Origin of the sequence: Streptomyces sp. NPDC048419 (assembly GCF_043200415.1) — a bacterium.
In the GTDB taxonomy this organism is placed as follows: Bacteria; Actinomycetota; Actinomycetes; order Streptomycetales; family Streptomycetaceae; genus Streptomyces.
The window spans coordinates 455363-479941 of the sequence record NZ_JBICXT010000001.1 but is presented as its reverse complement, the minus strand read 5'-3'; the positions used below and the strand labels follow the sequence as shown (position 1 = coordinate 479941).

General features: G+C 70.6%; 21 protein-coding genes. 9 read left to right on the top strand and 12 right to left on the bottom strand.

Features of this window, described 5'->3' with window-relative positions:
* Positions 1–12: 12 nt before the first annotated feature.
* Positions 13–1425, top strand: coding sequence for an RICIN domain-containing protein (locus ACGFYN_RS02085; protein WP_393863779.1), 1413 nt, complete (start codon positions 13–15; stop codon positions 1423–1425).
* Positions 1426–1427: 2 nt separating this feature from the next.
* Here the strand turns inward: ACGFYN_RS02085 and ACGFYN_RS02080 are convergent, their stop codons facing one another.
* A complete protein-coding gene (locus tag ACGFYN_RS02080) occupies positions 1428–3107 on the bottom strand; it encodes a rhamnogalacturonan lyase B N-terminal domain-containing protein (protein WP_393863778.1) in 1680 nt (559 codons plus the stop codon).
* 222 nt (positions 3108–3329) lie between these two features.
* Between ACGFYN_RS02080 and ACGFYN_RS02075 the strand changes: the two genes are divergently transcribed.
* The 6 genes from ACGFYN_RS02075 (at position 3330) to ACGFYN_RS02050 (ending at position 8404) form a co-directional block, all read left to right on the top strand.
* Positions 3330–4385, top strand: a complete 1056-nt coding sequence (locus tag ACGFYN_RS02075) for a rhamnogalacturonan acetylesterase (RefSeq protein ID WP_393863777.1) — start codon at positions 3330–3332, stop codon at positions 4383–4385.
* A 96-nt stretch (positions 4386–4481) separates the two neighbouring features.
* On the top strand, positions 4482–6197 hold the full coding sequence (locus tag ACGFYN_RS02070; protein ID WP_393863776.1) for a DUF2264 domain-containing protein: 1716 nt from the start codon (positions 4482–4484) through the stop codon (positions 6195–6197).
* 49 nt (positions 6198–6246) lie between these two features.
* Positions 6247–6615, top strand: a complete 369-nt coding sequence (locus ACGFYN_RS02065) for a VOC family protein (protein ID WP_393863775.1) — start codon at positions 6247–6249, stop codon at positions 6613–6615.
* 55 nt (positions 6616–6670) lie between these two features.
* Positions 6671–7129, top strand: a complete 459-nt coding sequence (locus ACGFYN_RS02060; protein ID WP_393863774.1) for a hypothetical protein — start codon at positions 6671–6673, stop codon at positions 7127–7129.
* Positions 7126–7905: an isocitrate lyase/phosphoenolpyruvate mutase family protein gene (locus ACGFYN_RS02055; RefSeq protein WP_393863773.1), complete on the top strand. Its 780-nt coding sequence runs from the start codon at positions 7126–7128 to the stop codon at positions 7903–7905. The genes ACGFYN_RS02060 and ACGFYN_RS02055 overlap by 4 nt, the downstream gene beginning before the upstream one ends.
* Positions 7906–7984: 79 nt before the next feature.
* Positions 7985–8404, top strand: coding sequence for an NUDIX hydrolase (locus ACGFYN_RS02050; protein ID WP_393864145.1), 420 nt, complete (start codon positions 7985–7987; stop codon positions 8402–8404).
* Here ACGFYN_RS02050 and ACGFYN_RS02045 read toward each other — a convergent pair.
* The 11 genes from ACGFYN_RS02045 to ACGFYN_RS01995 all read right to left on the bottom strand — a co-directional run bounded on the left by ACGFYN_RS02045 (position 8391) and on the right by ACGFYN_RS01995 (position 22618).
* The gene (locus tag ACGFYN_RS02045) at positions 8391–9122 is read right to left on the bottom strand and encodes a hypothetical protein (protein ID WP_393863772.1); all 732 of its coding nucleotides are present in this window, start codon (positions 9120–9122) and stop codon (positions 8391–8393) included. The genes ACGFYN_RS02050 and ACGFYN_RS02045 overlap by 14 nt on opposite strands.
* 43 nt (positions 9123–9165) lie before the next feature.
* Complete coding sequence (locus tag ACGFYN_RS02040) at positions 9166–10554, bottom strand: hypothetical protein (RefSeq protein ID WP_393863771.1); 1389 nt, start codon at positions 10552–10554, stop codon at positions 9166–9168.
* Between the two features lie 50 nt (positions 10555–10604).
* A complete protein-coding gene (locus ACGFYN_RS02035; RefSeq protein ID WP_393863770.1) occupies positions 10605–11420 on the bottom strand; it encodes an alpha/beta fold hydrolase in 816 nt (271 codons plus the stop codon).
* Positions 11413–12006 carry a TetR/AcrR family transcriptional regulator gene (locus tag ACGFYN_RS02030; RefSeq protein WP_393863769.1) on the bottom strand — a complete coding sequence of 198 codons (594 nt, stop codon included), beginning with the start codon at positions 12004–12006 and terminating at the stop codon, positions 11413–11415. Before ACGFYN_RS02030 ends, ACGFYN_RS02035 begins: the two co-directional genes overlap by 8 nt.
* Before the next feature lie 85 nt (positions 12007–12091).
* Complete coding sequence (locus ACGFYN_RS02025) at positions 12092–13423, bottom strand: jacalin-like lectin (RefSeq protein WP_393863768.1); 1332 nt, start codon at positions 13421–13423, stop codon at positions 12092–12094.
* 299 nt (positions 13424–13722) lie between these two features.
* On the bottom strand, positions 13723–16602 hold the full coding sequence (locus tag ACGFYN_RS02020) for a glycoside hydrolase family 2 TIM barrel-domain containing protein (protein ID WP_393863767.1): 2880 nt from the start codon (positions 16600–16602) through the stop codon (positions 13723–13725).
* 25 nt (positions 16603–16627) lie between these two features.
* Positions 16628–17497 (bottom strand): carbohydrate ABC transporter permease, encoded by an 870-nt coding sequence (locus ACGFYN_RS02015; protein WP_393863766.1) that lies wholly within the window; start codon positions 17495–17497, stop codon positions 16628–16630.
* Complete coding sequence (locus ACGFYN_RS02010) at positions 17494–18462, bottom strand: carbohydrate ABC transporter permease (RefSeq protein ID WP_393863765.1); 969 nt, start codon at positions 18460–18462, stop codon at positions 17494–17496. Before ACGFYN_RS02010 ends, ACGFYN_RS02015 begins: the two co-directional genes overlap by 4 nt.
* A 20-nt stretch (positions 18463–18482) precedes the next feature.
* Positions 18483–19748 carry an ABC transporter substrate-binding protein gene (locus ACGFYN_RS02005; protein ID WP_393863764.1) on the bottom strand — a complete coding sequence of 422 codons (1266 nt, stop codon included), beginning with the start codon at positions 19746–19748 and terminating at the stop codon, positions 18483–18485.
* Between the two features lie 233 nt (positions 19749–19981).
* Entirely contained in the window at positions 19982–21217 is a 1236-nt protein-coding gene (locus ACGFYN_RS02000; protein WP_393863763.1) for an ROK family transcriptional regulator, read from the bottom strand.
* A 147-nt stretch (positions 21218–21364) separates the two neighbouring features.
* Positions 21365–22618 carry an FAD-binding protein gene (locus ACGFYN_RS01995; RefSeq protein WP_393863762.1) on the bottom strand — a complete coding sequence of 418 codons (1254 nt, stop codon included), beginning with the start codon at positions 22616–22618 and terminating at the stop codon, positions 21365–21367.
* Positions 22619–22773: 155 nt separating this feature from the next.
* Between ACGFYN_RS01995 and ACGFYN_RS01990 the strand changes: the two genes are divergently transcribed.
* Positions 22774–23781 (top strand): hydroxyacid dehydrogenase, encoded by a 1008-nt coding sequence (locus ACGFYN_RS01990; protein WP_393863761.1) that lies wholly within the window; start codon positions 22774–22776, stop codon positions 23779–23781.
* Positions 23782–23870: 89 nt separating this feature from the next.
* Positions 23871–24545: a pyridoxamine 5'-phosphate oxidase family protein gene (locus ACGFYN_RS01985; protein WP_393863760.1), complete on the top strand. Its 675-nt coding sequence runs from the start codon at positions 23871–23873 to the stop codon at positions 24543–24545.
* The last annotated feature ends 34 nt before the right edge of the window (positions 24546–24579 follow it).

Here is a 24579-nt window from a genome sequence, read left to right as displayed (position 1 = left end):
AGAGTGTGTGAGATGAGACGTGTGTACGCGGTGCTGCTCGCCCTCTGCCTGGCGCTCGCGGGCGCCCTCGCGACCGCGGGCCCGGCGCAGGCCGCCGCCCGGACGATCACCAACGGCGTTCAGTTCACCGACACTTCGGGCAACATCGTCCACGCCCACGGCGGCGGGGTCATCAAGGTCGGCTCCTACTACTACTGGTTCGGCGAGGACCGCAACGCCGACAACACCTTCAGGTACGTCGACGCCTACCGCTCCACCGACCTGAAGAACTGGGAGTTCAGGAACCATGTCCTGACCCAGTCGTCCGCCGCGGAGCTGGGCACCGCCTACATCGAGCGGCCCAAGGTCGTCTACAACGCCTCCACCGGCAAGTTCGTGATGTGGATGCACAAGGAGAACGGCGTCGACTACAGCGAGGCCCGCGCCGCCGTCGCCGTCTCGTCCACGGTCGACGGCGGCTACACCTACCAGGGCAGCTTCCGCCCGCTCGGCGACTCCATGTCCCGGGACATCACGACCTACGTCGACAGCGACGGCACCGGCTACATGGTCTCCGCCGCCAACGAGAACTACGACCTGCACATCTACAAGCTCACCGCCGACTACACCGGCATCGACAGCCTGGTCGCCAACCCCTGGCCGGGCGGGCACCGCGAGGCCCCGGCGCTCTTCAAGCGGGGCGGCGTGTACTTCATGCTGACTTCGGGCGCCACCGGCTGGAGCGCCAACCAGCAGCAGTACGCCACCGCCACCTCGCTCTCCGGCCCGTGGACCGCGTGGACGAACGTCGGCGACTCCACGGCGTACGACTCCCAGACCGCGTACGTCCTCCCGGTCACGGGCACGTCCGGCACCTCGTACCTCTACATGGGCGACCGCTGGGGCAACTCCTTCGGCGGGACCGTCGACGATTCGCGGTACGTGTGGCTGCCGCTGGCCTTCCCGAACTCGACCTCGATGTCGATGTCCTGGTCCCCGGAGGTCACCGTCGACACCGCTGCCGGGACCGTCACCGGCACCGGCGCCACGTACAACACGCTGATCGCCCGGCACAGCGGCAGGTGCGCCGACGTCACCGGCCAGTCGCTGTGGCAGGGCGCCCAGCTCAAGCAGTACGACTGCAACGGCGGCGCCAACCAGAAGTACTGGTTCAGGTCCGTCGGCAGCGGCTACTACCAGTTGATGGTCAGGAACAGCTCCCTGTGCGTGCAGGAGGACGCGAGCACCGTCACCCAGGAGAACTGCAGCTCCTCGGCCACCGCCCAGCAGTGGTCACCGACCACGTCCGGCTCCTACGTCACGCTCAGGTCCCGCGCGAGCGGCGAGTGCCTGGACGTGTCCGGCGCGTCCACCGCCAACTCCGCCGCGATCATCACGTACACCTGCAACGGGGCCTCCAACCAGCAGTGGACGCGCGGCAACTGACGTCAGATCAGCAGATCGATCGCGTCGATCGACGTGCCCGCGCTCAGGAAGGACGTCGACCCCGAGCCGCTCGCCACATAGATCTTCAGCGTGTTGTAGGCGCCGGTGTCCGTCAGCCAGGCGGACGCCGGAACGCTGTAGGTGAAGGTGTGGTTGTTGCCCCGGTACGAGCCCACGGTCAGCGACCGGGTGCCCGGCTGGGCTGGCGGCGAGGGGACGGCGGAGGTCCAGGTGTCGTTGACGACGACCTGCGGCCGGCCGTTGGCGTAGGCCGTCGTCACGCCGATGCGCAGGGTGTGCGCGGCCGCGGCCTGGGCGGCGGTCAGCCTGAAGTAGACGGCGACGCCGCTGTTGACGTCCTTCCACAGGTAGCACGGGAAGGCCGAGGTCTCGGTGCCGCTGCCGACGACGACGTTCCCGGTCCAGGACGCCGCCCGCACGTCGGAGGGGTGCGCGTACGTCATCAGGTCCGCGTTCTTGAACCCGCTGGGCGAGCCGTTCCAGTCACCGATCCGCCAGATCGCGCTCGCGTTGCTCGGGTCGTTGGAGGACGGGATCGCCAGGGTGTTGAGGGTGGTCGTGGCACCCGCCGTGACCGTCACCGAGCTGGTGAGGACGGCGAGTTCGCCCTTGAACACCGTCAGCGCGTACGTCCCCGGAAGGACGCCCCCGATCGAGAAGTAGCCGTCCGAGACGCGTGCCGAACCCCAGTACTGCGCCGCCGGGTCGGCGAGCCCGACCGTGTACGGGGACGCCATGTCGCGCCCGGTGATCCCGACGCCCGCGACCCGGCCGCGCCCGCTCGCCGCCACGTACCCGGAGATGCCGAGCGAGTCGGCCCACGAGGTGTCCATGGTGGCGTGGTAGAGCGCGGACGAGGGCGCCCCGCCGTCCGTGAAGGCGATGACGTACGGGCCCTGGAGGCCGAAACGCTGGGCCTCCGTCTGGTTCTCGCCGTAGTGGAGGATTTCGTACAGACCGCCGCCGTCGGCGCTCTGGTGCCGCAGCAGGGAGCGGTAGAACGGGCCGCCCGAAGCCTTCTCGTGGTTGCTGCGGACCATCCACAGGCCGGCACTGCCGGTCGACCAGCCGACGTAGTCGTAGTCGGCGACCCGGAGCCTCGAGTAGTGCTTGGAGCGGGTCTGGCCGTCGGACTTCCGGAAGACGTCCGAAGCCTCGATGGTCGTGGGCGCGTAGGTGTACGAGTCCGGCTCGTCGTTGAGGAACATGCCCGCCTTGACGCGCACGATGTACCGGGTCGCGCTCACCGAGTCGTCGGCCTTGTCGGTCCACAGGTAGACGTTGTTCTCGCCGCTGCGTGCCGCGTAGTAGTGCTTCAGCGTGCCGTGGGCGACGGAGACCAGGATCGTCGAACCCGACTGCCGGATGGTCACCGTGGAGGTGCCCAGGCCGGATTCGACGTGCGAGTTCTTGCCGCCGTAGCCCTGGTACTCCGTGCCCTTGTAGACCAGCGAGGTCAGATCGCCGTTGGTCTTGCTGACCTTGAGGACCAGGCTCGCGCCGGTGTCGACGACGTAGTCGGAGCCGTCGTCGCTCCAGCCGAAGCCCGCGGCGGACGCCCGCCCGGCGAGCGGGCCGGAGAGGGCGGCCGTGCCGGCGGCGGCAGCGGAACCGAGGACGAAGGTGCGGCGGCCGACCGGTCTGTTCGCGGGGTCGGACATGGGGGGTGCCTCCTTCTGAAGCCAGGTGGGGGGCGCGGGGTGCGCGGGAGTGCAAGTGACTGTGAGAGTGACAGTCGAATCGGATTCGCGAAAGGGCTTTCGACGGCAGGAAGTCGGCAGTCTTGTGGATTTGGTCGAATGACTAGAAAGCGCTTCCCGTACGGCGGTACGGTCCCTGCCGCCAGGCCTTGTCGTCCGGTCGATCCCCGGAGGGATGCGCGCATGAGACGTTTTCACCCACGTTTGCACCTCGCCGTGCTGGCGGCGCTGACACTGAGCGCCGGTCTGGGTGCGGTACCGGCCCAGGCGCACGAGGGTCCGAAGACCCTCGGCATCGCCGACTGCACCGCCACCGCCTGCCACTTCGACGTCCCGCCCGGCACGTACGACGTCCGGGTCCTGCTCGGCGGTGGGACCGCCTCCAGCACCGCCGTCAGTGGTGAGACCCGCCGCTCGCTGCTGCCCGAGACACCGGTCGCGGCCGGTGAGCACGTCGCCCGCAGCTTCACCGTGAACGTCCGCACACCCGAGGGCGAACCGACCGGCCCGCAGGGAACTCCCGGCCTGGATCTGGCGATCGGCGGCCCGGCGCCCGCGCTCGCCGACATCCGGGTCACCCCCGCCCGGCACACGCGCCAGATCCTGCTGGTCGGCGACTCGACCGTCTGCGACCAGCCCGCCGACCCGTACTCCGGCTGGGGCCAGCAGCTGCCGCAGTACCTGCACAAAGGCCTGTCCGTCGCCAACTACGCCGATTCCGGGGAGAGTACGGTCACCTATCTGGGGAATCCGCAGCTGTGGGCCACCGTTCAGCCGCTGATCCGCCCCGGTGACCTGGTCCTGATCCAGCTCGCCCACAATGACAAGACCACCGACGGGGCGACGTATCGCGCGAATCTGGAGACACTGGTGGCCGGTGTACGGAAGAAGGGCGGACGTCCGGTGCTGGTGACCCCCATCGTGCGGCGCTGGTTCAACGCCGACGGAACTCTGAACAACGGCACCGCCCTGCTGGTCAACAGCCTCGGCGTGGACCATCCTGCTGTCATCCGTTCGGTCGCCGCGGAACACGGCGTACCGCTCATCGACCTGACGGCGCGGACGAAGACACTGGTGGAGTCCCTGGGCGTCGAGGGCTCCAAGGCGATCTACCTCTACAACGAGAAGAAGGACAACACCCACACGTCCGCCCACGGCGCCACGGTGTACGCAGGGCTTGTCCGTGACGCGCTCGTCGCCCAGCATCTGGTGCCGAAGGGCCTTGTGCGGGTGGGATGAACCCCTGGGGCGTCTCGACCGGAACCGGGGCGCCCCAGGTCTCACCTTTCGTCCGCCGCCGTACGCCCTGAGGCCGTACGCCGTGAAAGAGAGCCGATGCAGCTGCCGCCCGACGACCGCACGCTCAGCCCGCACACCGGATACACCCGCGCCCACTGGGAGGCCGCCGCCGACTCCCTGCTCGCCGCGGTCGAGCCGTACGCGACCGAGGGCGGCGCGCTCTACGACCTCCCCGGGGACCACCCGAGCTGGTCGGGCCGGCTTTCGGACGGTCTGGAGGGCTACGCCCGTACGCTGCTCGCCGCGGCCTTCCGCCGGGACGAGACGGTGCTCCAGCGGTACGCCGAAGGACTCGCGGCGGGTGTCGCGGGCGTCTGGCCCCGGGTCGAAAACCGCGGCCAGCCGCTGGTAGAGGCGGCGTCGATCGCCCTCGCCCTGCGCCTGACGCGTCCGCTGCTCTGGGACCGTCTCGACGACGGCGTACGGCAGCGGGCGGCCGCCTGGCTCGGGGACGCGCTGACCGCCGAAGCCTGGCCCTGCAACTGGGAGTTGTTCCCGGTCACCGTGGGCGGCTTCCTCCAGGAGGTCGGCCACGAGCCCGAGGCCTCCCGCAAGGCGATCGAGCGTGGCCTCGCGCGGATCGAGGAGTGGTACGTCGGGGAGGGCTGGTACACCGACGGCGACGGCCGCAAGTTCGACTACTACAACGGCTGGGCGATGCACCTCTATCCGGTGCTGCACGCGTGGCTGGCGGACGACGCCGACCTGCTCGACCGCTACGGCGGCCGGCTCTCCCGCCATCTGGCGGACTACGCCCGGCTGTTCGGCGCCGACGGTGCCCCGATGCACCAGGGCCGCAGCCTCACCTACCGCTTCGCGACGACGGCCCCGCTGTGGCTCGGCGCGCTGACAGGGCATACGCCGCTGCCGCCGGGACAGACGCGCAGACTGGCCTCCGGGGCGCTGAAGTACTTCGTGGAGCGGGGCGCCGTGGACTCCCGCGGCCTGCTCACACTCGGCTGGCACGGGCCCAGCACGGCGCTCCTGCAAGGCTATTCGGGCCCCGCGTCGCCATACTGGGCGAGCAAGGGCTTCCTCGGGCTGCTCCTCCCGGGCGACCACCCGGTGTGGACGGCGCAGGAGGAGCCGGGCCCGGCGGAGCGCTCCGACGCGCTCACGGCGATCTCCGCCCCCAACTGGCTGCTGCAGTCGACGCGTTCGGACGGCCTCGTCCGGCTCCACAATCACGGCAGCGAGGACGTCCGCTACGACCCGTACTACACGCGCCTGGCCTACTCGACGGTGACGGAGCCGTCGTCGTCGTACGACAACAGCGTGATCGTCGGCGACGACCCGGGCCGCACGGAGATCGTGCCCCTGGGGGTGGGCGACGGCTGGGTGGCCTCGCGGCACACGGCCGGCGGGGGAGCGACGGTGACGAGCGTGGTGCTGGCCCGGGGAGCCGTGGAAGTGCGGGCTCATCTGGTCGCGGGCGCGCGGCCCGCAACGCCGGTGCGGGTGACGGGGTGGGCGGCTTCGGACGGGGCGCGCGCCGAACTGCTGCCCGCCGTGGGCCTGTCGGAGGCGCCCACCGGGGTCGCCGGGCTCACCGGACTCACCGGCGAGGGCGACACCCTGTTCGTCGCGCTGGCCCGGCTGACCGGGGAGCCGGATCCGGTGCCATTGGAGGAGAAGGTGAGCGTACGGGCCGACGGCGAACGGGAGTTGACCCTGCGGTGGAGCGACAGGTCCGAGGTGCACGTCCGGTGGGACGGCTCAGCGGTGGAAGTTGTGCCGGCGGACGCCCGGTGAACCGAATCTCGGTTGCCGCGGCCGTCCGGCGCACCTGAGAATCCCTCCCATGACCTCCGCCATTCGTCACACCACGTTCGACTCCACCGACCCCTACGCCCTCGCCCAGTTCTGGTCCCAGGTGCTGGGCCGGCCGCTGCACGAGGACGACCACCCCGGCGACCCGGAGGCGCTGATCGAGGGCGCCGGCCTGCTCTTCGTCACCGTGCCGGAGGACAAGAAGGCCAAGAACCGGCTGCACTTCGACCTTCAGCCGCAGGACCGCACCCGGGACGAGGAGGTCGCCCGCGTGCTCGCCCTGGGCGCCACACTCCTCGACGACCGGCGCACCGACGACGGCAAGGGCTGGGTCGTCCTCGCCGACCCCGAGGGCAACGAGTTCTGTGTCGAGCGGAGTGCGGCGGAGCGCGGGAACTGACGCACGCCGGGACACTTCGGCGGGCGCCGAAGCAATACGGCTCTAGCGTGCCGGTATGACCGAGACCTCGCAGGAGACCCCCGCCCAGGCCGTCACCGGCATGGTCGGCCACGTCCTGGAACTGGCCGCCGGCTGGACGAACTGGGACGGCAGGCCCGCCCACGTCGACGACCGCGTCTACACCCCGCACAAGGCGATCCGACGGGTCGCCGACCACCTGGTCGACCATCTCGCCGAGCTGGAGGCCCGGCTGGCCGGCGAAGCGCCGCAGCCCGACCACTGGCACGCCTCCATGGTGACCACCGAGGCGGACCTCGCGCCGTTCACCCAGGCGGACCTCGACGAGGCCCGCAGCCGTCTGAGCCGCCTCGCCCGCATCTGGGCGAACCGTCTCGACACCCTGACCGAGGAGCAGCTGGACCGCTCGCCCGGCGAGGGCTGGAGCTTTCGCGAACTGGCCCTGCATCTCAAGGGATCGACCTACTACGCAGACTCGGTGGGCGATCTGTCATGACCGAGTTCGCCGACCTGCACCACACCGCCGAGCCGTTGCTGCTGCCCAACGCGTGGGACCATGCCTCGGCCACGGCGCTCGCGGCCGAGGGCTTCCGCGCCGTCGCGACGACCAGCCTGGGCGTCGCCGCTGCCGCCGGCCTGCCCGACGGGACGTCGGCGACCCGTGACGAGACCCTGCGGCTCGCGCTCACCCTGGGCACGGCACCCTTCCTGCTGTCCGTCGACGCGGAGGGCGGCTTCAGTGAAGTCCCCGAGGAGGTGGGCAAGTTCGCGCGCGAGCTGGCAGCCGTCGGAGCCGTCGGCATCAATCTGGAGGACGGCCTCGGCCCCGTCGAACGGCACGCCGCGAAGATCGCCGCGGTGAAGGCCGCCGCACCGGACCTCTTCGTCAACGCCCGTACCGACACCCACTGGTCGGGCGACGGCGAAGGCACGCTGCCCCGGCTCGACGCCTACCGGGAGGCGGGCGCCGACGGGGTGTTCGTCCCCGGACTGACGGACCCGCGCGAAATCGCCCGTCTCGTCGCGCACCTGGGCGACCTTCCCCTCAACATCCTCTACTCACCCACCGGTCCCACCCTTCCCCAGCTCGCCGACCTCGGCGTGCGGCGCGTGAGCCTCGGCTCGCTGCTGTACCGGCGGGCCCTGGGCGCGGCCCTGGAGACGGTCGCGGACATCCGCGCAGGCCGGGCACCGCAGGGCACGGCACCGGCGTACGCGAAGGTGGACAGCTGGGCCCGGAGGAGCGACCCGGCTCACAGCGCGGGACGGTGACTCCTTGGTACGGTGGGTACTTTCGTGGGTATCAGACCCTTTGGACTCATCTCCGGCGAGGGACCGAGGAACCATGGACATGGACATCCCCGGCGACAAGCGGCTGGCGGCAGCCGTCGTGATGGACGACGACGGCAGAGTGCTGCTGGTCCGCCGCAGTGAGACGGAGAAGTTCCTGCCCCGCGTCTGGGGCGTCCCCTGCGGCAAGCTCGAACCGGACGAGAGCGCCCAGGACGGCGCGCTGCGTGAGCTGAAGGAGGAGACCGGGCTCCTCGGCGAGATCGTCCGCAAGGTCGGCGAGTCGTCCTTCCTCAGCGAGTACCGCGGCCACGAGGTCAAGAACTGGCAGGAGAACTTCCTGGTCAGGCCGCTGAGCCGGCAGATCACCCTGCCCCGGGCCGACCAGGATCACATCTGGCTGGCGCGCTCGGAGCTGACCACCGTCGACATCGACGCGTACAACCTCGACATCGTGGACCAGGCGTTCACGACCTCCTGAGCAGCTCGGCGAGCCCACCGAGGGCTCCCAGATAGTCGTCCACACCGAGCGGCACCTTGGCCACCGCCCCCGGATGCGGGCCCGCCGCCGTGAACACATCGGTGTGCGGCCGTCGTCCGGGCCCCGTCTCCAGGAACAGGGTCACCGTCGGCTCGTCCGTGTCGCACCAGGCCCGGTGCAGGGTGTGCGCCGGCAGGGCGTACGCGCTGCCGGCCGCGTACTGCCCCACATGGGTCAGCCGCAGCCGTGCCGGACCGGCCGGCTCCAGCAGCCAGTCCGCCGTCCGCTCGGACAGCGACTCCTCGTAACGGGCGGTGGGGATGCCGCCGTCACCATCGGGTCCGACCTCGTACAGCTCCATCGACAGCCGCCCGCGGACGATGTACGAGGCGAGTGCCGAGCGGTGGTTGTGCACGTCCTCCTCGCCGATCGCGCCGGCGCCCCGGTGCCACAGATGGACGCGGAGCATATGGCGCGGTCCGTCGTCGACGAGCAGCAGCTTGTCGAAGCCGAGGACGTGCCGGTACGACAGCCGGGCGCATCCCTCGGGATCGCCCTCCCCGGAGGCGAGATCGGTGACCAGCTCCAACAGCCGCTCGTGGGAGCCGAGTTCGGCGACGACGGAGCGGGCCGCCGCGACCAGTTCGTGCTCGGGCAGATCACCGTCCAGCGTCCTGGTCAGCAGCCGCCGCGCTTCCAGAACCTGCCGACCGCCCATGCACTTTCCTCCACCTCCGGCCCTGGTCGCCCAGGGCCCGGGTTCATTGTTCCGGCTGATACATCCATACGGCATGGGCCCGCAGCGCCGAAAGTCCTTGATAGGTCATCCACATGGGCTGCCTCAGCTCGCCGCCGTCGGGCAGCCCCCAGGACCAGATGCCGTCGGTCTGCCCGGCCCACACCGCGGCGGCGGCCCCGTCCAGCCGCTCCCGCCATGCCTCCTGAAGTCCGTCCTGTGCCGCGACCTCGCGGGCGCCGGGTGTCATCAGGGCGCGGACCACCCAGGAGGCGGTGAAGTGCCGTACGTTCAGCACCTCGTGGCGCGAGGGGTCGTCGGTGCGCGGACGTCGCACCTCCTCGCGCAGGTTCCGCAGATCCTTACATCGGTGATGGGGAGCGTCCGTGCAGGTCAGCAACCAGCGGACGCCGTCCTCCCGGGTGGCGCGCACCGCCTCGTCCTCACCGAGCACCCCAGCCGCCCGGTCCAGCGCCACCACGGCCTGCGCGGTGTGCAGCGCGGACGGCAGCCCGTACGGCGCGTCGAGCCGGTATCCCCAGCAGCGCAGGTGCTCACGGCGGGCGTCGCCGATCGCGCCGTCGGCCAGGGCCTCGCGCAGCGGCGGCAGTACGGCGGCTTCGGGCGCGGCGCGCATGAGCCCGCGCAGCACGGTCGTCACGACATGCGTCGACTCCCGCCCGGCGCGGTCGAGTTCATGGGTGAACGCATCCGTGCAGTGACCCACCTCCGCCGCCAGCCGCTCGCCGGACACCCCGGCCCGGGCCAGCGCACCCAGCACCAGCGCCGTCACCTCGGGCCGGGCCTCGGCCCCCTGCGACCGCGCCGACCAGCCCCCGTCGGACAGTCTGAGCCGCCACAGCGTGTCGACCAGGTCGCCGGTGCGCAGCCGGCCGTCGGGCACGCCGAGGTCGAGCATGATGTGCAGGCCGTACGCGGTGCCCACGGAGGTGGGCCGGAGTGGTCCCGACTCGCTCAGAGAGTGCGACCAGCCGGTGAGCAGGCCGCGGGCCGGGTCGTCGACCACGGCGATCTTCTCGGCGAGCGTGCCGTACGCGGAGGCGAAGACCTCGGGGAGCGGGCCGGGAGAGAGCCGCTCCGCGGCGGGCGGGACGCGGACGAGGGGGCGGGACGGCCCGGCCGCGCCCCGGGCCCGGACCAGCGCCGCCGCCAGCCAGGCGGCGACGCCCGTTCCGATCCCGCTGACCCCGGCGACCAGGTACCGGGCGGGCTCGCCGCCGAGGGAGTCGGGCAGCACTCCGAACAGGAACTGGAACACCCCGTACCCGGCCGCCGCACACCCGAGACTCCCCAGCCAGCCGACGAAGCGCGCGGTCTCGCTCGGCCCGCCGGGTTCCGGTGGTGTCGTACGGTCGGTTCTCAAGGGACGGCGTCCCAGCTGCTGTTGAGACAAGGCGTGCTCCCTCCCCCGGGGTTGCACGTGACTTCCGCGAAGATTCCAGTCTAAGTGGTCTGCGGGGCCTGTGAGCCGCCGACCGGAACGAGTGTCTCCGCGAGCAGTCCGGCGAAGTCCACGGGATGCTCGGCCACGCCGACATGCCCGCCGGGGAACTCGACGAAACGGCGGCCCGTCTCAGCGGCGAGGAACTGTGCGGTGCGGTGCAGGAGTTGACCGCGGGAGTCGGAGCCGGCGGCGAGCGTGAGGCGGGCGGAGGTGCGGGCGAGCGCGGTGAGGTCGGGGGCGTAGGCGGTGAAGTTCCGCAGTACACGGGCGAGGAAGAGAGCCATGGGGCTCGCCAACTCCTCCTGCTCCGTGAGGGGTTGCGGATCGACGTGCGGAGCGGGTGCGGTCTCTGTCAGTACGGCGCCGAGCCGGGCGCCGGCCGCCTGGAGCCCGGCCGCGCGATAGGTGTCGCACACCTCCCGGAACAGGGCCTGCTGACGCGCCCCGTCCGGCAGCACTCCCACACACGGCGGCTCGTGCGCGACGACGTGGCCCAGCCGCTCCGGATGGCGGGCGAGCAGGTCCAGGACGGCGATCGCGCCGGAACTGGTCCCGAGGACGTACGCCGACTCGCCCTCGGGCAGCACGTCGTCGAGCACCCGCCGCGCCCCGTCGCTCCACGCCTCCACCCGCTGGTCGGGCACGGGCTCCCCGAGCCGCCCGTGGGCGAGCCCGAGGGGGTCGTACGTCACCACGGTGAACCGGTCGGCGAGCACGTCGGTCATCCGGTCGAGCCCCATGGGATGCCCGGCGCCTCCGGGGACGACGAGGAGGACCGGCCCCGTTCCGTGGACGTCGTAGTGGATGTCAGTCATCGTTGTCCTTCTCCTCCTCCTCGCGAGGCCAGTGCTCGAGCGTGATGTGCAGGGCGTCGACGGCCTTGTCCCAGGACTTGCGCACCTCGCGCGGGGCGCCGAAACCGCCGGTGGCCTCCAGGGCGCAGTAGCCGTGGAAGGTGCTGCGCAACAGGCGTACGGCGTCGGTGAGGTCGGGCTCCTTCAGGCCGTAGGCGCGGAGCATGCCGTAGGTGATCTCGGCGGTGCGCCTGAAGACGGGGGAGCCGGCGACCAGCGACTGGTCGATGCGGATCTGCGTCGCGGCGTACCGCCCCGGCCGCTCCAGCGCGAACTCCCGGTACGCCCCCGCGAAGGCGGCCAGCGCGTCCTTGCCGGCCCGGCCTGCGACGGCCGCCGCGATCCGGTCGATCATCTCGGCCCCGGCGAGCAGCGCCATCCGCGTCCGCAGGTCGTGAAGGTTCCTGACATGCGAGTACAGACTCGCGTCCTTGACCCCGAACCGGCGGGCCAGCGCGGACAACGTGACGTTCTCGAACCCGGCCTCGTCGGCGAGATCCGCGGCGGTGGCGACGATGCGCTCGGGGGTGAGACCGGCTCGGACCATGCGAACGCCTTCCTGCGAACAGCAAAACCTAGGAGCTCTAGGTTTTCAGCTAGTCTACGCAGGAAGGCGTCGGCGGCCGATTGATTTATCCGATGGGGGCGTACAGGACGCCCAGCTTGTCGATCTCGTCGGCCGCGCGGCCCGTGAAGCCGACGATCTGCCAGCCGGCCGGGGCCGTGAAGGTCGTGGTGTCGGTGGTGGGGGTGCCGGAGGTGAGGGTGCGGGACCTGTCCGTGGTGAAGGCGGCCGAGAAGATCCGGGTGTGGTCGTCCTTCTGGCCCTCCGTCAGCTTCACCGAGGTGAGGTGTTCGCCGGAGGCGAGGGTCAGGGACGTCGCCGTGCCACCTGTGCCGCCGTGGGACAGGGTCGTGCCGCCGTCGTGGGTGAGGGACACCGCGTCCAGACGGGCGCCGCCGCGCAGGGTGAGGGTGCGGGGCGCGAGGGCGGCCGGCAGGTCGTCGGCGTCGTCGAAGGCAGTGCCGTGCGGGCCGCCGAAGAAGTCGCTCGTCCGCAACGAGGAGTTGAGGGTGTACGAGAAGTCCACCGTGTGCGGGAAGTGGTCGGAGAGGTTGCCGCCGCCGGAGTCCAGGAACCTGGCCCACTCGTCGTTGTAGCGGGTCGCGTTCAGGGAGAGCAGCTTGCTGCCGCGGTAGAGGACCTTGTCCACGACCTCGCAGTCGTTGGTCGGTGCCGTCGTCGGGCAGAGCAGCGGATCCGCGCCCTGAGCCGGAGCCGTGCCGCCCTTGACCTGCTGCACCCAGGCGTCCGTCAGGCCGTTGCCGTCGGCCAGCGTGCGGATGTTGTCGCCGGTGCGCGTGTACCGCGTGTTGGTGTCGCCCATGACGATCACGGCGTTGCCCGCCGAGTTCGCCTTGATGAAGGCGGAGAGCTGCTCGATGTTGGCGCGGCGGGCGGCCAGCGCGTCGTCGGTGTCGTCCGCGTTGGGGTGCAGGTTGTACAGGTCGACGAACACGCCCTCGGCGAGCCGCACCCGAGCCAGCGAGAACCCCTTCGGAGTCAGGCAGTTGGTGCCCGTGCAGTCGTTCCACTTCACCCGCTCGAAGTCCTCGAAGGGGAAGTCGGAGAGGGTGTTGAGACCGTCACCGATGCCCGCACCGCCGCTCGTCGCCGTGCGGTAGGGGTGGTCGTCCTGCGCGTACAGTGCCGCGTGGTAGTTGAAGTCCTCCTGGACGTTCACGATGTCGTAGGACCCCAACCGCGGTGATATCAGCGGGGTGTTGGCCGCCGGATGGCTGGAGCTGAGGCCCTCCGGGAGGCCGGCGACGTTGTACGTGAGCACGCTGAACGATCCGGTGGCCGCCGCGTCCGCGGCGGCGGTGGCCGACGCCGTGCCGGTGGCCGTCAGGCCCGTGAGGGCGAGCGTGACGGCGGCGAGGGTGCCGATGAGTCGTCTCATGGTGGGGGTGTCTCCGGTCGGGGAGTGGGGGAGTGCGAGCGCCGAAAACCTGAATGTTGCTCATGTTCGATGTCGACCAGTGTGACCGGACGGGACAGTTGAGGGAACATCGCAGGACGAGTTCACAGCGAACGGGGACGAAGGACTTGAGAGTCTCCTGGGCGGCCCAGACCCTCTGGGGCTGCTGACGGCGGTCGGGTCGGTCGGGGCCGTGGTCGCGGCGGTGTTCGCCGGGGCTCTGGTGGACCGGGCCGATCGGCGCAGGCTCCTCATCGTCTGTGATCTCGGGACCGCGGCGCTCAACCGATCTCCGTGAAGACGAAGGAGAACTCGGCCGGTTCGGCCCTCAGCCGGTACTGCGGCAGTACGCCCGGGCCGCAGGAGCCCGAGCCGATGCCGTGCAGGCCGTGGTCGAGGTTGACCCAGACCGTGTCGCCCGGCGTGAGGTTGGTGAGGTGCGCGGCCGCGTCCAGCTGCTCGGTCGTCCAGCGCCGGGCGCCGAAGGAGAACTCCGGGTCGCCCTCGACGCGCAGCCCGCCGATCTCCGCCCAGCGGACGTCGGCGCGCGCGCCGTTCTCCTGCGGACGCACGTACGGCGTCTGCAGTCCGTCCACGGTGGACTCCCAACGTCCCAGCCGTGAGGCCGACTTGGTGTCCGGGTAACCCTCGCCGGGACCGCCGCCGAACCACCGCACGGCGTCGGCCCGAGTCAGCCCGAAGCGTACGCCGAGCCGTGGCAGCGGCATCGTCCACTCGCCGTCCGGGCCCACGGACACGGTCAGCTTCAGCCGGGTGCCGTCCGACGTCCAGCGATACACCGTGCGCAGGCCGAACTCCCAGGCGGCCGGAGCCACCCGGGTCCGCACGGTCAGCGCGTCGCCGCCGAGCTCCACGGCGTCGAGGCGGTGCCGCATGCGGTGCAGCCCGTACTTGCGCCAGACCGTCGCCCAGCGGGTCTCGGACTGCCACTCGGCGCCCGCGTCGTTGTCGGTGGTGGCCCGCCACACGTCCAGGCGCAGCCCGCTCACCTCGATGCCGCCGATGGTCCTGAGCGCGCCGGTGCGGGCGTCGAAGGAGGCCGGGCCGAGGGTGATCACCCGGTCCCCGAGGACCGGTCCGTCGGTCGCGGCAAAGGCGGGCAACGGCCGTGCGATGACCGGGACTTGGCCCCACGCCACCTCGTGGCCCTTCGGCCCCCACGCGGTGTCCGCCGCGAGCAGCGCCCGTACCGTCCATCCTGTCTCGGCGCCCCCTGTCTCCACGGGCGGCTCCGGCAGTTTCACGTCGGCCGAGGCGCCGGGTGCGAGTGCCGGGACCGGCAGCCGTCCCGTCTCGACCGTCTCGCCGTCCACCTGGTACGACCACTCGAAGGCGAGGTCGGAGAGGTCGGTGAAGTCCCGCTTGTTGGTGACCCGCACGGTGCCGTCCGAGCCGTCGGACTCGATGCCGACGGGCTCGACGACCTTCTTGAACTCCAGCAGGCCGGGGGAGGGCCTGCGGTCCGGGAAGACCAGGCCGTCGCACACGAAGTTGCCGTCGTGCAGCTCCTCGCCGAAGTCGCCGCCGTAGGCGAAGCCCAGCTGCGGGTGGGTGATGCCGTGGTCGATCCACTCCCAGACGAAGCCGCCCTGGAGCCGGTCGTGGGCCTCGAACAGCCGCTGGTAGTCGGCGAGGCCGCCCGGGCCGTTGCCCATGGCGTGGCCGTACTCGCAGAGGATGAAGGGGAGTTCGCGCCGCCTGTGTGTGCCGCCGTCGAGTTCCTGGCCGATCGTCTCGACCTCGGCGTGGGCGGCGTACATGCGCGAATAGACGTCCGTGTCACGGCAGTCGATGTCGCCCTCGTAGTGCACCGGACGCGAGGAGTCGCGGCCGCGGATCCAGTCGGCCATGGCGGTCAGGCCGCGTCCGGTGCCGGCCTCGTTGCCGAGCGACCAGATGACCACCGACGGGTGGTTCTTGTCGCGCTCGACCATGCGCGCGGCGCGGTCCAGGAGCGCCGGGGTCCAGCGGTCGTCGTCCACCGGGTTGTCCCGCCAGGCCTGTTCGGTGAAGCCGTGGGTCTCCAGGTCGCACTCGTCGATCACCCACAGGCCGTACTCGTCGCACAGGTCGAGGAAGGCCGGGTGCGGCGGATAGTGCGAGGTGCGGACGGCGTTGAGGTTGTGCCGCTTCATCAGCAGCACGTCCTCGCGCATGGTCGTGAGGTCCAGGGCGCGGCCCCGCTCCGGGTGCCACTCGTGGCGGTTGACGCCCTTGAACAGCAGCGGCCTGCCGTTGACCTTGATGAGGCCGTCCTCGAGGACGACCGTCCGGAAGCCGATGCGCAGCGGCACGCGTTCGCCCTCGGTGACGAGGACGCCGTCGTAGAGCCTCGGTGTCTCGGCGGTCCATGCCTCGACGGGCACGGTCACCGGCACGCCGGTCTCGACATCGATGTCCAGGGCGGGCACGGACACCCGCCCGTCGACGTCGGAGTCGACGCGCAGGGTGCCCTCGCCCGTGCGGTGGTCGTAGGAGGCGTGCACGAAGAAGTCGAGTGCGCTGCCCGCCGGGCGGTGCAGCAGCGTCACGTCACGGAAGATGCCGGGCAGCCACCACTGGTCCTGGTCCTCCAGGTACGAGCCGGCCGACCACTGGTGCACGCGGACGGCCAGCACGTTGCCGCTCGGCCTCAGCAGCTGCCCGACCGCGAACTCGTGCGGCAGCCGGGAGCCCTTGAACTCGCCGATGTCCGTGCCGTTGAGCCAGACGCGGGCGCAGGACTCCACGCCGTCGAACCGGATCACCGCACCGCCGTCGGACAGGTCCGGCCAGTCCTGCGGCAGGTCGAAGACGCGCAGGTGGTCGCCGGTCGGGTTCTCCGTCGGGACGCGCGGCGGGTCCACCGGGAAGGGGTAGAGGTGGTTGGTGTAGACGGGCAGGCCGAAGGCGCCGTCGCCCTGGAGCACCCAGTGACCCGGGACCGTGACCTCGGCCCAGTCCCCGGCGTCGAATCCCGGCTCCGCGAACGAGTCGTCCTCGGCGTCGGCGGTCGGCGACATGCGCAGCCGCCAACTGCCGTTCAGTGAAACGGACTTCGCGTCCGAGGAGGCGTACCAGGCGCGGGGCGGGAGCGCCCCGCTGCCCGGGGAGACGTCCTCGACGTAGTCGAGAGCGGGGGAGGTCGTGCGGAAAGACATCGGTCTCCAGGTCATGAGAGGAGGGTCAGCCCTTGATGCCGGTCTGCGCGATCCCCTGGACCAGCCAGCGCTGGAGGAAGAGGAAGACGAAGACGAGGGGCAGGATCGAGAAGGCGGTGGCCATGAAGATCAGGTGGTAGTTGACGGTCTGGTTGGTCATGTACGAGGAGAGCGCGACCTGGACGGTCCAGGAGCTCGGGTCCTGCCCGATGACCAAGGGCCACAGGAAGGCGTTCCAGCCGCTGATGAACGTGATCGTGGCGATCGCCGCGAAGAAGTTCAGCGAGTTGGGTACGACGATCCGCCAGTAGGCGCCCCAGTAGCCGAGTCCGTCCACGCGCGCCGCCTCCTCCAGCTCCTTGGGGAACCCCAGGAAGTACTGCCGGAACAGGAAGCAGGTGAAACCACTGAAAAGGCCCGGGATGATCAGACCGCGGTAGGTGTCCACCCAGCCGAGGGAGGAGACCAGCACGAAGCTGGGCACGAAGGTGACGGACGTCGGGACCATCAGGGTCGCCAGGACGGCGTAGAAGACCTTGTTGGCATGCCTGTAGGGGATACGGGCGAGGCCGTAGCCGGCCAGCGAGCAGATCAGCAGGATGCCGGCGGTCATCAGGACGGCGACGACCATGGAGTTCCACATGGACAGGCCGAAGTCGACCAGGGTGTCGTGGAAGAGCTCGGAGACGTTGCCCCACTGGAAGGAGGGGAGCAGCTTCCAGTTCTCGCCCGTGATCTCCGGGTCCGTGGACAGGGCATTGCGCAGGATCAGGTAGAAGGGGATCAGGAACAGCAGTGCGGCGACGCCGACGGAGACGTAGAGCCCCGTGTTGCCGATGACGCTTCCGCGCTTCTTCCGGCGCCCCTCGGCGGCCCGCGGTGCGGTGGTGGTCACTTGGACTCCTCCCCCCTTCCGAAGCCCATGATCTTGCCCTGGAAGAGGGTGACGACGCAGATCAGCACCGTGAGGATGACCGCGCCCGCGCTGCCGGCGCCGTAGTCCTGGCCCGAGCCGAGGGCGGTCTTGTACAGGACCATGAGGGGTGTCTGACCCCAGGTCGCCCTGGTGGTGATGATGTTGAAGAACTCGTCGAACGCCTGGTAGGCGGCGATGAGCAGCAGCAGGATCACCGCGGTCGAGGTGGCCCGCAGCTGGGGGAGCGTGATGTACCGGAAGGTCTGCCAGCCCGACTTGGCGCCGTCGATGGCGGCGGCCTCGTACAGCTCGCCCGGGATGTTCTGCAGCGCCGCCAGGAAGAGGATCATGTAGAAGCCGGACTGCAGCCACAGGCGTACGGTCACGATGACCATCCAGTACCAGGGCGGGCTCGGGTTCGACACCCAGGCGATGTTCTCCACGCCGAACCAACCGATGACGGTGTTGGCCAGACCGAAGCGGACGCCGTTGAAGAGCGACATCTTCCAGATCAGCGCGGCGGCGACGTAGGAGCAGGCGGTCGGCAGGAAGAACACCGACCGGAAGAACGCCCGCATGAACCGCAGCCGGTCGACCAGCAGGGCCAGGCCCAGTGACAGCGCCCAGGTGGTAGGCACGATGAACGCGGCGAACACCGTGAACGTCACCAGCGACCCGGTGAAGTCGCTGTTGGTCAGCATCTGCCTGTAGTTGTCGAACCCGGTGAAATGGCTCGGCGTGACGGTGAAGCGGGCGTCGAAGAAGCTGAGCCAGAGGCTCCAGCCGATCGGCACGAAGACGAAGATCACCAGGCCGATGAGGAACGGCCCGGTGAAGAGCCAGAAGTTGAAGGTGGGGTTGCCTCGCAGGCCCCGCCGCGGCCGGGCCGGGGAGGCCTTGGCCGGGGCGGGCCGGGCGACCCCGCGCGTGGTGGTGGTCGACATGTCGTGGTCTCTCCGCCGGCCTATCCGAACAGCTTCTTCAGCTCACGGTTGACCGTCTTGTCGGCCCTGTCGAGCGCGGCCTCCGGGTCCCCGCCCTTGCGGACGCAGTCGGAGATGATGCCGTCCCAGGCGCTGTACATGGCCTGCGTCCAGCTGATGTTGTCGAAGTGGCCGTAGGTGTTGAACAGCTTGACCCCCTCGGCGGGCAGGCCCGACTGGAGCTTGGTGGCGGACTGGGCGATGGAGGTGCGCGGCGGGATGTGGAACCCGTAGGACGTGGCGAAGTCCTCCTGGTCCTTCTTCTGGTCGATCCACAGCCACTTCACGTACTCCTTGGCCGCCTCGACGTTCTTGCCCTTGGCGTTGACGAACATCGACCAGCCGCCGTTGTAGACGGAAGGCCTTCCGCTGCTGCCGACCTTCGGGAAGGGGAAGACGCCGAGGTCGTCGCCGAGGGCCTTCTGCATGGCGGGCATCGCCCACATGCCGCAGAACTGCATGGCACACAGTCCCTGGTTGATCGCGGACGGGTCCCAGTAGTCGGCCGGGGCGTCCAGCAGCAGGTTGCCGCTGGTGAACAGCTTGCGGAGCTGCTTCAGGCCGCCGGCGACCGCGTCGGTGTGGTAACCGATCTCGTTGCTCGCGGTGAGGGGTTCGGCGCCGGCCGACCAGACCAGCGGCAGTTCGATGGCGTGCAGGTCGTTGCCGAGGAAGAGGCCCTTGACCTTGGAGGTGGTGAGCTTGTCGGCGGCCTCGATCAGTTCGTCCAGCGTGGTCGGCACGGAGACGTTCGCCTTCTCCAGCATGGACTTGCGGTAGAAGAAGAACTGCGGGTCGTCGATCATGCGGATGCCGTATATCTTCCCGTCGAACGTGTGCGACTTGATGTCGGCCGGGTTGAAGTCGCCCTTGACCGGGTCGATGATGTCGCTCAGGTCGGCCACCTGCCCGCTCTTGACGAGCTGGATCTGCGGGTGGAACTCGAAGACGTCGGGCGCCTGCTTGGTGAGCAGGGCCGAGAAGAGCTTGGTCTCGTAGTCGGCGCTGGTGATCCACTGCGTGGTCACGTTGGCGTCCTTGTATCCGGACGCGTACCGCTTGATGGCCTGCTCGACTCCGGTCTCACCGTACGCGTGGAAGTACTGGCTCAGGTTCTTGCCCGAACCCGAGCCGCCCCCACGGCCGTTGTTGCCGCCGCACGCGGCGAGCGTGCCGGCGGCCGCCATGCCCGCGGCGGCGCGGAAGAGGGATCGGCGGGACCAGTTGCTGTTGCTCATTGCCGACATGCTGACGTCCTTGTCTCGAATACGGCTGCGGCTCCACGGCTTCAGCGCGACGTGGCTCGAATTGCGGTGCGGTGCGGGGACGTTAATCTTCGGCCAATCCTTCGGCAAGGGGTTGGACGAAGTCTGTACGAAGCGTTGTCAACGGTTCGGGATGCCGAACGGACGGATGGCGCAAGGGGGTTGAGAACCGCCGGTTCAGGGGTCGCCGGCGGCGGAGTGGATCCCTTCCGTCGTCATGAAGATGGTGCGGTACGGCTCCTCGCGGCGGTGCGCCGCAGCCCGACGGACTGAAGTGCCCCTTCCAGAGCGAACGTCGCGGCGCCCAGGCACACCGGGTCGGTGGGGATGGGGGAGAGGACGATCTCGGTGGCGGCCATCGGCCGCGGCAGCGCGTGCCGGGCGACGGCCTCGCGCACCTCGGCGATCAGAGGGTCACCGAGGGCGCTCGCGACCCAGCTGCTGAGCACGACCACCTCGGGGTTGAACAGGTTGACCAGGTCGGCGATCCCGGCGCCGAGGTACTTGACGGTGTCGCGGACCACCTTGAGCGCCACCGGGTCGCCGGTGCGCAGCCCCCGCGCCAGCGCGTCTACGGTGGCCGTCTGGTCCTCGGTGTGCAGCAGTGCGCTGTCGGGGCTCAGTTCCCGCAGGGTCAGCATGATCCCGGACGCGCCGACATAGGCCTCCACGCAGCCGTTCTTGCCGCACCGGCACAGCCGGCCGTCCAGGACGATCGTGGTGTGGCCCCACTCGCCGGCGCTGTTGCTGACGCCCCGGTGCAGGGCGCCGCCGAGGACGAGTCCGGCGCCCACGCCGGTGCCGAGGTTGACCACCACGGCGTCCCCGCGACCGCGCGCGGCCCCGAACCACAGCTCGGCGACCGCGGACGCGCGCAGCGGGTTGTCCAGGTACAGCGGGTAGGCGATGTGCTCGGTGAGCAGGTCCAGCAGTGGCACGTCGTGCCAGTTCCAGTTGGGCGCGTACTCCGAGAAGCCGGTCGCGCGGTCGACCTGGCCCGGGACGCTCACGCCGACGCCGAGCACCCGGGCGCCCTCGATCCCGGCCTGCGCCATCACCGAGCCGACGGCGGCGGCGACGTGGCCGACCACCTGCTCGGGAAGGCTCTCGCCGGGGCGGACGTCCTCATCGGCGCGTGCCAGCACGTTCAGCGCCAGGTCGAAGAGCTCGACATGCACGTACGTCTCGGCGATGTCGACGCCGATCAGCGCGCCGCCCGAGGCGTTGACGGCGACCAGGCCGCGAGGGCGGCCGCCCGCCGAGTCCTCGAAGCCGACCTCGGTGATCATCCGCAGTTCGAGCAGCTCGCCGACGAGCGTGGCGACCGTCGCGAGGCTCAGTCCGGTGGCGGCCGCCAACTCCTGCCGTGAGGTGGGAGACTGGGCGATGATCTGGCGCAGCACCTCGTAGCGGTTCGCGGTGCGGATGTCCCGTGATGTGCCGCGCTTCATCGAACTCCCCTCGCCGCCGGGACTCTCCGGCGCGGCGCAAGGCTATGGCCTGCGGAGGACTTTCGACAAGGGGTTAGGAAAGGGGTCCGAGAAAGTCCTGATCCCCTGCGCCGGGGGGTGCGGCCCGCACGGGACGCACGGCGGAGATCAGTCGTCGAGCACGTCCCGCACGAACGCGTTGGTGAACTTCCGCGCCGGGTCCAGCGCCCGCGCCAGCGTCCGGAAGTCGCCGAGGCGCGGGTACAGCGCCCGGACCGTCGGCGCCGGCATGGTGAACACCTTGCCCCAGTGCGGCCGGGCGCCGTAGGCGTCCAGCGCCTCCTCCAGCCGCCGCACCACCGGCAGCACGGCCTCGGTGTCCTCGACCCAGGTGAAGTGCAGCGCGACGGTGTCCCGCCCGTACGCCGGGCTCAGCCACTGCGTGTCGGCGGCCACGGTGCGCACCTCGCAGGTCTGCAGGACGGGTGCGAGCGTCGCCCGGATCGCGTCGAGCGCGTGCAGGGCGTCCAGGGCCTGGGTCCTGGGCAGCAGGTACTCCGACTGGAGCTCGGCGCCGCTGCTCGGGACGAACTCGGCCCGGAAATGGGGCAGTCGCTCGTGCCAGGGCCCGGGCACACCGAACTGCTCGGTGCAGTTGACCGCCGGCATGCCTGGCACCGGGTGCAGCTTCTCGGTCGCGGGTGCCGCCCACGGGAAGTCCGGCAGCGGCTGGTCGGTGCGCCGCTTGCGCCACACCTGACGGAAGCCCGGCGCCCGCCAGTCGGTGAACAGGCTCACGCTGTACGCCGACGCCATGATCGTCTCGAACGTCCCGAAGTCCAGCCCGTCCAGGGGGAGTTCGGTGTACAGGTGCTGCTCGACCTCGTAGGCCGGTTCCAGGTCGAGGGTCAGCGCGGTCACGACACCGAGCGCGCCCAGCGAGGTCACGGCGCCGTCGAAGCGGTCCTCGCCGCGTGCGATCCGCAGCGTCGCCCCGTCCGCCACGACCAGCTCCACCTCCCGTACGGCCGAGGCGAGCGGGCCGTTGACCACGCCCGAGCCGTGGGTGCCGGTGGCCACCGAACCGGCGACGGAGATGTGCGGCAGGGACGCCATGTTGGGGAGGGCGAGCCCGTGCGACTGCACCGCGCGGGCCAGTTGTGCGTACCGGACGCCGCCCGAGACCCGTACCGTGCGGGCCGTCGTGTCGATGTCGAGCACCGGCGGCATCCCGGCTGTCGAGAGCAGGACGCCCTCCGGGCCGGCCTCGGCGATCTCGTTGAAGGAGTGCCCGCTGCCCAGGACGCGCACCGCCGCGCTCGCGGCGACCAGGGCCCGGAGCGCGTCGAGCGAGTGCGGGCGGTGCAACTCCTTCGCCGTGTAGGTGATGTTGCCCGCCCAGTTGGTGACCGTGTCCGTCATGCGTGCGTTCCCTCCGCGGAGTGTGTGCGCGTTGACCCTCTCATCCGCACCCGCCTACTTTAGAGAGCGTTTTCCACACGGTTTCCGGGCCCCCGGCATTCGTGCCCCGGTGTTCGCCCCCGGCATTCGTGCCGCCCAGCGGGAAGGTCACGTCGTTGCCCGAGCGTCCCCAGGCGCTGTTCGCCATGACCGCAGAGAACGTTCCGCACGTGTTCCCGCCGGAGGTGCTGGCGAGGCTGCGTGAGTCCGTGGACATCGATCCCGCCCGGGTGGTCCGGGATTTCGGCGATCCCGGGGCCCGCGACGCGCTGGCCCGCACCGAGATCCTGGTCACCGGCTGGGGCTGCCCCCGACTGGACGCGGCGGTTCTCGACGCGGCGCCGAAGCTGCGCGCCGTCCTGCACTCGGCCGGGTCGGTCAAGGCCTTCGCCACGCCCGAGGTGTGGCGGCGCGGCCTCGCGGTCTCCTCGGCGGCCGCCGCCAACGCCATCCCGGTCGCCGAGTACACCCTCGCCATGATCCTGCTGGCCGGCAAGGACGTCCTCGGCGCCCGCGACCGGCTGCGCACCGGGCGCGCGTTCCCCGGCTGGGAGGTGGTCCCCGGCATCGGCAACAACGGCCGCCGGGTGGGCGTCGTCGGTGCCTCCCGCATCGGCCGCCGCCTGCTGGACCTGCTCCGCCCCTTCGACCTGCGCCCGAGCCTGACCGACCCGTACGTGGACGAGGCGGAGGCCGCCGCACTCGGCGTACCGCTGCTGGCCCTGGACGACCTCCTGCGCACCTCGGACATCGTGACGCTGCACGCCCCCGCGACCCCGGAGACGCACGGTCTCATCGGCCGCCGCGAACTCGCCCTGATGCCCGACGAAGCGGTGCTGATCAACACCGCGCGGGGCGGCCTGGTCGACCACGAGGCCCTGACCGCCGAGCTGCGCACGGGACGCCTGGCCGCGATCCTCGACGTCACCGACCCCGAGCCGCTGCCGCCCGGCTCACCCCTGTACGACCTCCCGAACGCCTTCGTCACCCCGCACCTCGCCGGCTCCCAGGGCAACGAGGTCGCGCGCCTCGGCGGCGTGGTGGCGGAGGAGGCGAGACGGTTCGTGAGGGGTGAGGGGCTGGCGTACGCGGTGGATCCGCATGCGCTGGAGAGAGAGGCATGAACTACGGATTTCGCAGCTGAGACTCGCCGCTGTTGGCGATATCGAAACTCTGTAGCCAAATCGATGCGATATCAGTAGCGTACGGGCTCATGGCTCCTGAACCGTTGCCCCCGGCCCTTCCGCAGACCGGCCTCACCCGCCACCGCCGCCTGCGCGAGCAGGGCAGCCTCGAACGGGCCGACCTGGACGCGATCCTCGACGCCGGTTTCGTCTGCCATCTCGGTGTGGTGGTCGAGGGGCGGCCACTGGTCGTCCCCACGGTCTACGGACGGGACGAACGGCAGCTCTACCTCCACGGGTCCGTGGCCAGTCGCAGCCTCGCCGGCGGCACCCCGGTCTGCGTCACCGTCACGCACGTCGACGGCCTGGTCCTCGCCCGCTCCGTCTTCGAGCACGGCGTGAACTACCGCAGCGCGATGATCCACGGCGAGGCCCGCCAGGTCACCGACCCGCAGGAGAAGCTGGAGGGGCTGCGCCGCCTCTCCGAGCACGGGGCGCCCGGGCAGTGGTCGTACGCCCGCCGCCCGAACCGCAAGGAGCTCGCGGCCACCACCCTGCTCGCCCTCTCCCTCGAACACGCCTCCGTCAAGATCCGCACCGGGCCGCCCGACGACGGCGACGGCCCGGACGCGGAACTCGGTCTGTGGGCCGGCACGCTGCCCCTGACCTCGGTCTGGGGCGCCCCCGTCCCCGACCCGGCGCTGCCGCCGGACACCCCCGTACCAGGACACATCGCGCACCGTGGGGGGACCCGGCACGGCTGACGCGCAGGCGAAGGCATACCGTGAGGAGTCGAAC